This is a genomic window from Bordetella tumbae, assembly GCF_054780995.1.
The window spans coordinates 315521-328168 of the sequence record NZ_BAAGVG010000018.1; the positions used below are offsets into that span (position 1 = coordinate 315521).

The window sequence follows — 12648 nt, forward strand, 5'->3', positions numbered from 1 at the left end:
GCCGCGTTGTATGACGCTCGGCACTGACTGGCTACTACAACGGCGGCAGTTTCGCCGTGAGCTCGCTTTTGATGATCTTTCCGCCTGAGTTGCGAGGTAATTCGTCCAATAGGAAAATCTCACGTGGAATTTTATAAGGTGCGAGCGTGGCTCTGCACATTCTCTTGAGCGCCTCTTCATCGAGAGCATGCCCTTTGCGCAAGGTGACAAAGGCAGCGACTTCTTCGTTGAACTCGCGCGATGGCCAACCGACTACAGCGACTTCGGCAATCGATTCATGGGTTGACAAGATGGTCTCGATTTCCAGGGGGTAGATGTTTACCCCTCCGCGGATGATCATGTCCTTGGACCGTCCTTTCAACGTCAGGTACCCCTCTGTGCCCAGGCTGCCCAGATCTCCCGGATAGAACCATCCTTGATAAAAGGCTTCTGCACTGGCTTCCGGATCGTTGTAGAACCCATTGGCGACGGCAGGTCCGCGATATCGAATTCGTCCTGTTTCTCCGCGGGGAACAGGATGATGATTTTCGTCCACGACTTGCACCTCGACGCCATAAACGGGCCGCCCGACGGAGTCTCCGTGCGCAATCTGGTCGGCGGAAGGCAACACAGTAATGCCGCCGCCTTCGGTGGAGCTGTAGTATTCAAGAAAGTTCGGACATATGTCTTCTTTGATGCGTTTGCGTTCCTCCGCCGTCAAGGCCGAACCAGACGAGATCAGTGTGGTGAGTGCCTTCATCGGAATCAACTTCTCAGACTCCGTATTCATCATTCTGCGCAGCAGCGTTGGTACCAGAAAGAGAATCGTGCCCTGTGTGCGTGCAATCTCGGTGGCCAGGTCTTCCGGGGCATAAGGCGGAGGAAACAGAACCAGCTTGCCTCCCGCATGTAGCGTGGACATGGCGAATGCTCTGCCACCTCCGAAGTAGAGTGGCGTGGCGTTGACGTAGACTTCCCGGCTGCCAAAGCCCAGATCCACCCAATGTGTCCAGAATCGCGCTTGAAACTGGCTATGCGTCAGCATGGGGCCTTTGGGACGTCCTGTTGTGCCCGACGACAATGACATGACAACGCCCCGATTCCCATCGGGAAAGGCATGATCGATCAACGTGCCGATGATTTTCTTATTCCAGCCCGCATCCGCTGTAATGCATACGGCCCCAGGAATGTCCCCTCCCGGCTCGACCATGATCAATGTCGGCTGGAAGTGTTTTGCAACGCGTAGCTTTTCAAACTCTTTCCACCGGCAATCCATAGGCAGAATCACTGCGCCTGCACGGGCAATGGCATAGAGCATCAATACATGTTCTATGCCGTCTTTCAGTGCCACGGCGACAATGTTGCCGGTGCGTATTCCCATCTCCTGCAACATCGCCGCGCGCTGCAAGACGGCTTTGTTCAACTCGGCGTACGTCAGTGATTCATCGCCATGCACAAGTGCGACGCTGGAAGGCCGCATCTGCGCATGCAGGGACAACATGTCTGCAATATTAGGCACGCTCACTGTGTGGCCCCTTCATTTATTTTGTACACACGTATCGCGTTGTCGCGCAGCAGTTTTCGTTTGGAGTCAGGGCGCAGGTCCAGGGCTTCGATCTCGTCGCGCGTGCGTTCGAAATCCAGGATCGGAAAGTCCGTGCCGAACAGGACCTTGTTGCTGCCGTACGTGTTGATGTAGTGGACGAACGAATCAGGCCAGTATTTGGGAGCATGTGCATCGCAACCGATGTATACGTTTGGATGCTTCCATGCCATGGCGATCATTTCATCTGTCCATGGGATGCCTACATGGATGCCGATCAGTTTCAACTCGGGAAAGTCGCAAGCGACTGCATCCAGGGTGATCGGCTTACCCACGCTGCGCAGGCGGTAGTTCGGGTCATAAAGCATGGATTGCCCCACCTGCAGTTGAATGGGAATATCCAGTTCTACACACTTGGCATAAAAGGGATACCACTTGGCGTGGTCCGGGGCCAATTCAAACCAATGCGGATAGCCGTGTGCGCCGATGAATCCATAGTCCCGAACCGCTGCCTCCAACTGACGGACCCCATCCATGCCTTCTGTGGGATCGATGCCGGCCAGACCCAGAAAACGATCGGGATGCAGATTGATGGCTTCGGCTACCATCTCGTAAGGAATGTGGTAGCTGGCGCGATGCCCTTTGGTGCCGACTTTGCTGGCAATCAGAAACGCCCGCTCAATACCCGCAGCATCCATCCGTCGCAGCATTTCATCATGAGTGATCCCACGCAACGTGTGATCCTGCACTTTCATTTTTCCACCGAAAAACGCGTCCCGATTGGGGCGCAGCTCATAAGTCTCAGGGGTCCAGATGTTGACCACCGCGTCTATGGCCAGCATGTCGTACTTGCTCATTTTTGGTCCTTAATCGAATTGGGCGGATCGCGCCCGTTTACCTGCACAGATCGCGGGCGATCAGCATGCGTTGTATTTCCGACGAGCCTTCGCCAATGCGATAGTGGCGTACGTCCCGATAAAAACGTTCCACGGGCTCATTACGTATGAGGCCCGCGCCGCCGTGAATCTGTATTGCCCGGTCTGCGACTCGTCCGACCATCTCGGAGCAATAGAGCTTGACCATACTCGGCGCCGTACCGACATCCTCGCCGGCGTCGATACGGCGCAGCGTGTCATAGGCAAGTGCGCGGGCCGCGGCCAGTTCCGTAGCGGAGTCGGCCAACATCCATTGAATGGCTTGCCGCTCGGATAGGGGTTTGCCAAACGTGCTGCGGTTTTTTGCGTAGCCGATAGACAGTTCCAACAGTTTGTCGGCAGTGCCCAGGCATGAGCACGCCACGCCCATACGGCCACTGGTGAGCGATCCCATGGCGATGGGGAACCCTTGTCCCACTTGGCCCAGTACCGCGGTATCAGGAACGAAGCAGTCGTCAAAGTGCAGCTCGGCAAGCTGCATGGGATCGGATCCTATGGTCTTGTCGATGCGGCTGATGGTCATGCCCGGTGTGTCTTTGTCTACCAGGAACGCCGTCATCCTCTCGCCGGCGCGTTTGGCAGCATCGGTGACGGCAATGACCATGATGACGCGAGCATAATGCGCACCGCTGATGTATTGCTTCGTACCGGTGATACGCCAGCCGCCCTCGCAACGCTGCGCTCGTGTGCGCAATGCCGCAGCGTCAGAGCCCGCGTCGGGTTCTGTCAGGGCGAATGACGCAGTCCATTCGCCATTGGCTAATTTGGGCAGATAGGTGAGTTTTTGCGCGGAGGTGCCATGTCGAACCAGTGCAATAGGGGTCAGTCCGCTGGAAGCGTCCAGCATCAATGTAAAAACCCGATGCGAGCGTCCCATTTCCTCGAGCGCCAGGCAATACGTCGATAGATCTGTCTCGGCACCGCCATACTCGGCAGGCAGGCGCATGCCGAGATAGCCCTGCGCGGCGATTAACTCACGGGTGCCAGGTGGCACATCACCCGTTGCGTCAATGCGCGCTGCGATGGGGTCCAGGCGTTCGGTGACGAATTTTCGCAGTGCGGACCGGAGTTCGGCCTGACCGCTATTTATTTCTGGATGCATAGGCTTCCCGATTATCCATTAATATTATTCGTATAGTGAATAAGCTATTCGCTTGATGAATCTATTGTTTGGCTTATATGAGCGTCAGTCAATGGCTCAGGCGATAATTCGCCGTCGATTTGGGGAAAACACTAGTGAAAGAAGATCGGATGTTCGTGACGGCGCTGCATCGGGGCCTCGAGGTTTTGCGTTGCTTTACCCCTGACACTCCCGAGTTGGGCACCAGCGAGATTGCGCGTATGACGGGCTTGCCGCAGCCCACCGTGTGGCGCCTCTGCTATACCTTGTCTCAGTCGGGATACTTGATTCCCGGCCGCAACGCCGATCGCCTGCGTGTCGGGCCTGGCGTGCTGACGCTGGGACATGCATCCATCACGCATGCGGGTGTCGCGGAATTTGCGTATCCGTTGATGAAAGTGGTGGCCGAAAAGTTTGAAGCCTCGGTGTCCTTGGCTGAACCTGATCGGCACAATATGGTGATCGTGCAGCGCGCCGAAAGCCCTGCCATCTTGAAACTGATTCTGCACGTGGGCTCACAACTCGAGATGGTGAACTCCTCATTGGGATGGGCCTATCTAGCTGCTTTGCCGGACGAAGAACGTACATCGCTATTGACGGCAATCAAGCAGCAGTTGGGCAAAGAATGGAAAGTGCATGCCAGTGCCGTGGAACAAGCGATCGCCCATTACAACGAACATGGTTTTGTTTTCAACCTGGGGCACTCCCATCGTGACGTCAATGCGATCGGAGTGCCGGTCATTTCTCCTGATGGGCGGCGTGTGCTGGCACTGACATGCGGGGGAAATAGTTCGTATATGACTAAATCGCGCCTGGCGGGGCCTATTGCAGCAGCTCTCAAAGAATTAGCCCGGCAGATCGCGCCGGCCTTGGCGGGCGAGCATGCGGCCCGTCACCGAAACGTGGCGTTCTAGCATTTACGCGTTAACGAGCATTGACGGCCTTCTGGCATCTGCATAGACTGATTTATGCTGCGAATAGATTATTCGCATAGCGAATTATTCGATATTGCTGTTGTGCGAACGGAAAAGGGGTTTCCATGGTCGCTATCAGTTGGGCGGTTATTCGTTGTAAAGCGGGTGCTATTGCGTTGGCGGCTTCACTCGGTGTGACTCTGGGCTCTTATGCGAGTCCAGCGGTATCGGCCCAATCTGGTGCATATCCATCCAAAGCCATAACAGTGATCAATCCCTGGACAGCCGGCGGGGCGTCCGACGCCATTGCCCGCCCGCTCCTCCAAAGGATGAGCGAGGTCATTGGCCAGTCCGTGATCCTGGAGAACATGCCTGGCGCTAACGGAACCATTGGCGCTGCCAAGGCAGCACGCGCAAATCCGGACGGCTACACCTTGTTCCTCGCGCATGTCGGTCCAATGGCGATCAGCCCGGCATTGCAGGAGCTCCCCTACAACCCGATTCGTGATTTTGAACCGATCACGCAGATCGTTTCGAGTCCGATCGTCCTGGTGTCTCGGCCTGATCTGAAATTCACATCAGTGAATGATCTATTGAACTACGCGCGCGCGCATCCCGGAAAGTTGTCTTATGGCTCGGTGGGGGTGGGCAGCACCACGCATCTGGCTGGCGAGATGCTGGCTCAGTTGGGAAAGGTCTCGCTACTGCACGTCCCATACAAAGGCGATAGTCAGATCAGTACTGATTTGATTGGTGGTCAGATTGAATTTGCGTTCATCAATATCGCGGCGGCGATGAGTTTGATGAAAGACGGCCGTGTTACAGGGTTGGCGATTACCACGCTGAAGCGCTCATCAGTGCTGCCCGAGCTGCCGACGGTTGCGGAAACTTTGCCGGGATTCGAAGTTAACTCTTGGTACGGAATGGTTGCCCCCAAAGGAACACCCAAGCCCATCATCGACAAGCTATATACAACCTTGCATGGCATTCTGATGGAGCCCGAAACAAAATCACGGTTGCAGGGCATGGGCCTCGAGGCCGAAGGCACAACCCCCGGCGACTATGCGTCCAAAATCAAACAAGACAGTGAACGTTGGGCAAAACTGGTCAAATCAGTCGGGGTATCGTTGAAGTGACATGTAATGCGTTGGCCCGTGTGTTAAGAGGATTCGTCACGTTGCCGGATTGCCAAGTGCACTATCGCACGGCATCTCCGGCGTCACCAGAGCCGGACGGAACATCACCCATTCCGCTGGTGATGCTGCATGCGTCACCAGGATCGGCAAAACTGCTCGAGCCGTTGATTGCCCGTCTGGGCAATAGTCGAACGGTGTATGCGCCTGATACCTTGGGCAATGGAGATTCCTCCGCCCCTGTCAGCGACCAGGTGGACATCCGCTACTTTGCACAAGTGCATGTGCAGGCCATCGATCAGCTAGGTATAGAGCGCTTTGATTTATACGGCAGCCACACCGGTGCAAACATTGCGTGCGAAATTGCCATTGCCTATCCCGGCAGAGTCAGAAAGCTGATTTTGGACGGCGTCTCGCAGTACACCGATGACGAGCGTGATGACATGCTCAAGCACTACGCACCTGGCGTCGATATAGACATGAATGGTGGCCAACTGGCATGGATATATCAGTTTGTCCGGGATGTGTATTTATTCTGGCCTTGGTATAAACGCGATGCGGCACATCGGCGGTCTATAGGTTTGCCCAGTGCCGACGAGCTGCATGACAAAGCGGTAGAGGTCATCAAGGCAACGCGTACATATCACATTCCCTATCGGGCAGCGATCGGCTACGACAAGACATCTCGTTTGCCTATGGTCCGAGTGCCCACATTGCTGGCGTGTGCACAGACGGATATGTTCTTGGAGTATTTCGATCGGATATGCCGACTGATGCCTGAGGCTCGACCTTTGATAACTGCAGGCACTGGGAACGCCGAGGCGTTGGAGAATACGGTTGCCCAATATCTCGCCTTCTTGGACGCGCAGGACGAAAATACTTATCTAATTTAACTCTTCACGCAGCTGGATCTGAGATGCTGACCGGTCAGCGCCTCCTCATCCGCCTTTGTTTCCACCATTCGCCCATTCACTCCACACGGCAGATGGAGGCACCGATAGGCTATCCAGCGAAAAATGTGCCTGCAAATGTTTGACGAGAATGTTAAGAAAGGCCGTAGCTTTAGCCGAGATCACGCGGCTTTCAAACAGCGCATACAACATGGCAGAGGATAACTCCCAATCAGGCAGCACGCGTTCCAGCCGGTAATTCTGCAGTAATTGGTTGCCAGAAAAGGGGGAGGGAACGGGAGTGATGCCTAGGTCCTTGCCAGCGAGCTGTAGATTCAAAAGAATCTGATTGCTGGAAAATTTCGGGATGAGCTGAACCGTCTCGACTTCTGTTCCTCTTCGGAGTTCCCAAGTGTCTGCTCCGTGCATGCAAATATGCGCATGATGATGAAGGTCGGCAGGTGAGTCAGGATATCCCGCTCGTTGCAGATAATCATGCGACGCCACCAGGATGAGACGAAAATTCACGAGCGGTTTTTGGATAAGAGGAGAGTCCTCTTGGCGCCCCGCCCGGATGTATAAGTCCATACCGGAAAGGTCGTTGATCTTTGTTGAGCTGCTGAGATCGAAATCGCAGCTGATTTTTGGAAAACGGTTGTGCAGCTCTTCTGAGACGCCTGGCAGCAAAGGCGCCAGGCCGGGCATGATCGAGACCCGCAGTTTTCCTTCAGGCGACTCGAGATATGTCTTGACGTTTTCGTGCGCTTTTAGAATGCCCTCGATTTGGGAGACACATTCCTCAAAGTAGCGCGTGCCCAAGTCGGTCAATGAAACCTTGCGTGTCGTGCGTAGGAACAGCGCATATCCAAGATTCTTTTCGAGTTCGGATATGCGCCTTGAAAGTGTAGCGACTGGCATATCCAATGCCGCAGCGGTGGCGCTGAAGCTCCCGCGTTTTGCGACTTCGACAAAGTACCAGATGTCGTTTAAAGAAATACCTTTTTCCATTGAGAATCGCTTTTACCAGTGCACGAGCCTATTCCTCGGGTGACTTACCCGATTTCCTTGATACCGTTTTGCAGTGCTTTTAGCCAATACGCTACCGCGACAGCGCCGCCATCCGGAATGCCGACGGCACGCTCTCCCAGGTAACTGGCGCGGCCTAGGCGGGGTTGCATATGGGCAGTGTCCTCGGCGGCTTTCTCTGCTGCCTGTACCGCCTGGCTAAACGCCTCCTTGCCTGCAGCGCCAGCCGCTAACGCCGCATGCCATGCATTGTTGGCCGCCGTGAGGGCGTCGACCATCGTGCGATCTCCCGCTTTGGCGCCTCCCATCTCCATCACGGCATCTACCGCGGCGGCAAAGGCTTTCTGCCATTGCGTCGGCGATGGCGCGGCCAGGTCCCCCAGTTCGCGACTGGCGCGTAGTAACCCTACGGCGTAGAACGGGCCGGAACTGCCCGCGATCGCTCTACGCATCGCTTGCGCCGCCGAGGCAAAGAATTGACCGGGCGTGTGAAAAGCCTCAGGAGCCAAGTCGAGAATGGCCTGGCCGCCGCGTGCCATGCTGGCGCCCAGGTCGCCGTCACCGGCTTTGGCATCAAGCTCCCCGAGTTCGGCTTCGGCAGTGATCAGCGCATGCGCGACGCCTTTTGCTACCCGTTCCAGTGTCGCGGCCAACGGGCCGGCTGGCATGGACGCGAGATTTGTCTCGAGGCCACTCGGCACAGGCACCATCGTGCGCTGTTCATTGATGCGGCCAGAGTGTGTCCATGCCGGAGCGCCGCAAGGCGCATCCAGCAGTTCGAGCAACTCGTCATCCACAGGCAATACCGAAAGCGAACATCCGGGCATTTCAAGTGCGGTCATGTAGTTGCCTACCCAGGCGCGCGTGGGTGTCAGGCCTTTGGCGCGTAAGGTGGCCAGTGCATGGCGCGCGATAATCTGCAGCTCTATGGGCGGCGTACCCCCCAAGCCGTTGACCAGCAGCGCGACTCGACTGGCATTGTCAGGTACCTCTGCCAATATCTGCGCCAGGATATCGTCCACAATCGCATCTGCGGGTTTCATGTCGACTCGGCGTACCCCTTTCTCGCCATGAATACCCAGACCGTATTCGATCTCGGTGTCGCCCAGCGAAAAGCTGGGCGTACCGGCAGATGGTACCGTGCAGGCACCCAGGCCAACGCCCATGGAGCCTACCGCCGCTGCGGCGCGTGCAGCGATGGCCGCCACTTTTTCCAAGGGCCAGCCTTTGGCTGCGGCCGCTCCGGCGATCTTGTGCACGAATACGGTGCCAGCAATACCGCGACGGCGATCGGTTGGAACCATGTCGCGCAACGATACGTCATCGGCCACCAGGACGATTTCGACCGGAATGCCTTTTTCTCGCGCGAGTTCAGCGGCTAAACCAAAGTTCAACCGGTCGCCGGTGTAGTTTTTAACGACCAGCAAGGCCCCAGCAGGTCCGGCGACAGAGACGATCGCCGCCAGTACCGCATCCACGCTCGGAGAGGTAAATACATCACCCGCGATCGCCGCCGTGAGCATGCCTATGCCGACATATCCGGCATGAGCAGGCTCGTGGCCACTCCCGCCACCAGAGAGCACCGCCACGGGGCGAGCCGCAAGACCAGGCAAATCACGCTGTACGACGATGTTTTCGCCATCGACCAGTGCCAGATGGTGCGTCGTATCAACTAATCCCTCGAGGGCTTCCCGTACGATGTGGCGAGGATTGTTGATCAGCTTTTTCATCCATTGCTCCGAGAGTCCGTGTATTCACACAGGGGGAAGACGGGGTCGGCCGTTAGTCGCTGGGCAGCGCCTATTTGACGGTCTAGTGGAATATTATGCTTGTTCTGCATGAGAATGCAGAACAAGCGCGCCAAACCGCGCCTGCCATAGAGCGTGGCCGCTGCGCCGAGTCCCCGAATCCCTGCTCGGAGCAGAGCCCTTAATGATCCAGCCAGTTCTTTATTCGCACGCTCAACGTTTCCCGGCTGATCCCATAGCGGTCATGCAAGGTCGGAAGTGCGCCCGCATCGAGAAATGCATCGGGTAATCCAGCCAATTGGAAGCCCGCCGGTTGCACGCGATGGCGCAATAGCGCGCTGGCGACTGCCTCTCCGAGGCCGCCGATAACAGAGTGATTCTCCGCGACCACAACCAGGCGGTGTTTATAGCGTACGGCCTCGACCAGTGTGGCTTCGTCCAATGGTTTGATGGTGGGCGAATGCATCACTGCCACACTTACATTGTCTTTTGCCAGGTCTTGAGCGACCTCCAGCGCGCGCATGGTCAGAATGCCGCTGGAAATAATCAGAACATCGGTGCCGTCGCGCAGCAGCTTCGCCTTGCCGAGTTCGAATTGATACCCTTCGATTTCGTCCAACACCATGGGAACTTGGCCCCGTAGCAAACGCATGTACACAGGCCCGTTATGGGCAGCGATCTGCGGCACCGCCTGTTCGATATCCAATGCGTCGCATGGATCGACAATTGTCATGCCCGGGATGCCGCGCATCATTGCCAGGTCTTCTGTGGCTTGATGGCTAGGCCCATAGCCTGTCGTCAGCCCTGGCAACGCGCAGCAGATTTTCACATTCAGATTTTCTTCCGCGATGATCTGATGAACGAAATCATAGGCGCGTCGTGTGCCAAAGACGGCATAGGTGGTAGCGAAGGGAATGAACCCTTCTTTCGCCATGCCGCCCGCAGCGCCCATCAATAACTGCTCGGCCATTCCCATCTGGAAAAACCGTTCGGGGTAGGCTTTGGCAAATAGGTGCAAGTCCGTGTATTTGGCCAGATCGGCCGTCAGTCCAACGACTTCGGGGTGCGCGGCGGCATATTCGACCAGGGCTTTGCCGAAGGGCGCTGCATGCACGCGTTGCCCTTCCGAGGCAATGGAGGCAATCATGGCCGAGGTGGTGAGGCGCGGTTTCTTTTCCAATGCGGTGCTGCTCATGCCATGGCTCCTTCAGTGTAAGAGGTCGGGCGGGTTTGGTCCAGAATATCCAGAGCTTGTTGCCATTCGGGCGGATCGACACGGATAAAGTGATTCTTTTCGCGTTGTTCGAGAAAAGGCACGCCTTTGCCCATCAAGGTATCGAAAAGAATGACGCGAGGCTGTGGCGACTCGAGGCAGCGTGCCTGATCGAACGCGTGCAGTACCGCGGCCAGATCATTTCCGGCGATACGCTGGGTATGCCAACCGAAGGCAGTCCATTTATCGGCCAGAGGTTCGAACCCCAGGACTTTTCCGGATGGACCATCCGCTTGCTGGTTGTTGATATCGACAAGGCAGATGAGGTTGTCCAGGCCATGGTGTGCGGCAGCCATGACGGCCTCCCAGGTGGAGCCTTCGTCGAGTTCGCCGTCCGACATCGAGTTGTAGACAAAGGCGGGATTGCGTTTTTGTTTCAACGCCAATGCAATGCCCACACCAATCGAGAGGCCTTGTCCCAGAGACCCTCCAGAGATTTCCATGCCGGGGGTGTATGCAGCCATTCCCGACATCGGCAGACGGCTGTCGTCGCTGCCATAGGTTTCGAGTTCGCTTTCGGGGATGATGCCCGCTTCAATCAGGGCTGAGTAATGAGCAATGGCGTAGTGCCCATGTGACAAGAGAAACCGGTCACGGCCCTCCCATTTGGGATCGTCCGCCTTGAGATTCAATGCGTGGCCATAGGCGACTGCCAACACGTCAGCCCAGCCCAGGGCTTGACCAATGTAGCCTTGCCCCTGCACTTCACCCATGCGTACTGCATTACGGCGGATGCGCCATGCGGCGCAGGCCAAGTGGTTCAACAATGCAGACTTTTCCGTCATCGTGACGTTCCTTTTAGCTGGTTAATGTATGTCAGTGCAGGATGCTCGCGGGCACATACGAGACCAACGCGAGCACGGCAAAAGCGACCAGATAGAACGGGCCGAGTTCGCGAACGGTCTGCCCCACTTTGACTTTGGCAAGCGCGCTGGTGATGAAGAGCGTTGTTCCCACCGGCGGGGTATACAGGCCTATCGCCAGATTCACGACCATCATGACGCCCAGCTGCGTGAGGTCCATGCCGATGCTTTGCGCCAGCGGTACGAATACAGGCGTCAATAACAAGACAGCAGCAGGCAGATCGATGAACATGCCCAGGAACAGCATGATGAGGTTCATCAATAGAATGACCAGCCATTTGATGTGTACGCTGTCTTGCACCCACTGAGCCAGACCTTGCGGTGTCTGATCAAAGGTCAATAGCCAACCGATCGCGGCCGATGCCATGATGACCAGCAAGACTACGCCCGTGGCAAGTCCGGCATGTACGATAGCGTCGTTGAGCCGTTTCCAACTGAGATCGCGGTACATCACCGCCGACACCAGTTCTGCATACAGCGTCGACAGCACTGCTACCTCGGTAGGCGTTGCGATGCCAAAACGCAGAAAGACGAGAATGAGTACGGGCAGCACGACCGCGGGAGACGCGTAGGCCAGGTGACGCCGAAAGGCCGCCATGTCAAAGGGAGTCTTATCCCGGGGGAAGTTACGGCGGCGTCCGACCCACCAGCATGCCAGCATGAATCCTCCACACAGCAACAAGCCGGGCAGCACGCCTGCGATAAACAGGGAGGCAATCGACGCATTGGCCGTCAGGGCATACAGAATGAGCGGAATAGAAGGAGGTATCAGGATGTCGATCGTGGCTGCCGCCGCCAGGGTCGCAGCCGAAAAAGCCGCCGGGTAGCCGAGCCGCTTGTGCCAGGGAATCAATAGCGACCCAATGGCGGACGCATCGGCGACGGCCGAACCAGACACGCCGCCAAAGAGCGTGGACGACAGTACCCCCACCTGGGCCGGACCTCCGTGAAATCGGCCAATGAGGGTAGACAATACGCCGACCAATGCTTCTCCGAGTTTTCCGCCCATCATGAGCGAACCCGTCAGCATGAAGAATGGAATGGCGATCAATGGAAAGCTTTGTACTTGCGCCACCATCTGCTGGACGAGCAGGTCCAGGGGGACGCGGTCTGTGCTGGCAACCGCCGTCAGGGCGGCAATCAGCAGGGCATGAGCAATGGGCATCGCGATGACCGCGGCTCCCATGAACACGACCAGAATCATTGCACTCATCACAGTTCCTT

Annotated in this window: 11 protein-coding genes; 3 read left to right on the plus strand and 8 right to left on the minus strand. The window is 56.6% G+C overall.

Annotation, left to right across the window (positions count from 1 at the left end):
* Window positions 1-34: 34 nt before the first annotated feature.
* The 3 genes from ACYVI2_RS16320 to ACYVI2_RS16330 are packed head-to-tail and all read right to left on the minus strand — an operon-like array spanning window position 35 to window position 3559.
* Window positions 35-1504 carry a class I adenylate-forming enzyme family protein gene (locus ACYVI2_RS16320; protein ID WP_415815460.1) on the minus strand — a complete coding sequence of 490 codons (1470 nt, stop codon included), beginning with the start codon at window positions 1502-1504 and terminating at the stop codon, window positions 35-37.
* A complete protein-coding gene (locus tag ACYVI2_RS16325; RefSeq protein ID WP_415815462.1) occupies window positions 1501-2379 on the minus strand; it encodes an amidohydrolase family protein in 879 nt (292 codons plus the stop codon). Before ACYVI2_RS16325 ends, ACYVI2_RS16320 begins: the two co-directional genes overlap by 4 nt.
* A gap of 37 nt (window positions 2380-2416) precedes the next feature.
* A complete protein-coding gene (locus tag ACYVI2_RS16330) occupies window positions 2417-3559 on the minus strand; it encodes an acyl-CoA dehydrogenase family protein (protein WP_415815464.1) in 1143 nt (380 codons plus the stop codon).
* 134 nt (window positions 3560-3693) lie between these two features.
* Here ACYVI2_RS16330 and ACYVI2_RS16335 point away from each other — a divergent pair, with 134 nt between their 5' ends.
* The 3 genes from ACYVI2_RS16335 to ACYVI2_RS16345 all read left to right on the plus strand — a co-directional run bounded on the left by ACYVI2_RS16335 (window position 3694) and on the right by ACYVI2_RS16345 (window position 6517).
* Window positions 3694-4491, plus strand: coding sequence for an IclR family transcriptional regulator (locus tag ACYVI2_RS16335; RefSeq protein WP_415815466.1), 798 nt, complete (start codon window positions 3694-3696; stop codon window positions 4489-4491).
* Window positions 4492-4616: 125 nt separating this feature from the next.
* Window positions 4617-5627 carry a Bug family tripartite tricarboxylate transporter substrate binding protein gene (locus ACYVI2_RS16340; RefSeq protein WP_415815468.1) on the plus strand — a complete coding sequence of 337 codons (1011 nt, stop codon included), beginning with the start codon at window positions 4617-4619 and terminating at the stop codon, window positions 5625-5627.
* A 56-nt stretch (window positions 5628-5683) separates the two neighbouring features.
* Entirely contained in the window at window positions 5684-6517 is an 834-nt protein-coding gene (locus tag ACYVI2_RS16345; RefSeq protein WP_415815470.1) for an alpha/beta fold hydrolase, read from the plus strand.
* A gap of 45 nt (window positions 6518-6562) precedes the next feature.
* Here the strand turns inward: ACYVI2_RS16345 and ACYVI2_RS16350 are convergent, their stop codons facing one another.
* The 5 genes from ACYVI2_RS16350 to ACYVI2_RS16370 all read right to left on the minus strand — a co-directional run bounded on the left by ACYVI2_RS16350 (window position 6563) and on the right by ACYVI2_RS16370 (window position 12637).
* Window positions 6563-7522 carry a LysR family transcriptional regulator gene (locus ACYVI2_RS16350; RefSeq protein ID WP_415815472.1) on the minus strand — a complete coding sequence of 320 codons (960 nt, stop codon included), beginning with the start codon at window positions 7520-7522 and terminating at the stop codon, window positions 6563-6565.
* Between the two features lie 44 nt (window positions 7523-7566).
* On the minus strand, window positions 7567-9270 hold the full coding sequence (locus tag ACYVI2_RS16355) for a dihydroxyacetone kinase family protein (RefSeq protein ID WP_415815474.1): 1704 nt from the start codon (window positions 9268-9270) through the stop codon (window positions 7567-7569).
* Between the two features lie 199 nt (window positions 9271-9469).
* Window positions 9470-10483, minus strand: coding sequence for a transketolase family protein (locus tag ACYVI2_RS16360; protein WP_415815476.1), 1014 nt, complete (start codon window positions 10481-10483; stop codon window positions 9470-9472).
* Window positions 10480-11346 (minus strand): transketolase, encoded by an 867-nt coding sequence (locus ACYVI2_RS16365; protein ID WP_415815478.1) that lies wholly within the window; start codon window positions 11344-11346, stop codon window positions 10480-10482. Before ACYVI2_RS16365 ends, ACYVI2_RS16360 begins: the two co-directional genes overlap by 4 nt.
* Window positions 11347-11377: 31 nt before the next feature.
* Window positions 11378-12637 (minus strand): TRAP transporter large permease, encoded by a 1260-nt coding sequence (locus ACYVI2_RS16370; RefSeq protein ID WP_415815480.1) that lies wholly within the window; start codon window positions 12635-12637, stop codon window positions 11378-11380.
* Window positions 12638-12648: the final 11 nt, after the last annotated feature.

What these genes read in the sequence shown, in the direction of transcription:
- ACYVI2_RS16350 (WP_415815472.1), bottom strand. Translation starts at nt 7,522, where the DNA reads ATGGAAAAAGGTATTTCTTTAAACGACATCTGGTACTTTGTCGAAGTC.
- ACYVI2_RS16340 (WP_415815468.1), top strand. Translation starts at nt 4,617, where the DNA reads ATGGTCGCTATCAGTTGGGCGGTTATTCGTTGTAAAGCGGGTGCTATT.
- ACYVI2_RS16355 (WP_415815474.1), bottom strand. Translation starts at nt 9,270, where the DNA reads ATGAAAAAGCTGATCAACAATCCTCGCCACATCGTACGGGAAGCCCTC.
- ACYVI2_RS16365 (WP_415815478.1), bottom strand. Translation starts at nt 11,346, where the DNA reads ATGACGGAAAAGTCTGCATTGTTGAACCACTTGGCCTGCGCCGCATGG.
- ACYVI2_RS16370 (WP_415815480.1), bottom strand. Translation starts at nt 12,637, where the DNA reads ATGAGTGCAATGATTCTGGTCGTGTTCATGGGAGCCGCGGTCATCGCG.
- ACYVI2_RS16325 (WP_415815462.1), bottom strand. Translation starts at nt 2,379, where the DNA reads ATGAGCAAGTACGACATGCTGGCCATAGACGCGGTGGTCAACATCTGG.
- ACYVI2_RS16360 (WP_415815476.1), bottom strand. Translation starts at nt 10,483, where the DNA reads ATGAGCAGCACCGCATTGGAAAAGAAACCGCGCCTCACCACCTCGGCC.
- ACYVI2_RS16330 (WP_415815464.1), bottom strand. Translation starts at nt 3,559, where the DNA reads ATGCATCCAGAAATAAATAGCGGTCAGGCCGAACTCCGGTCCGCACTG.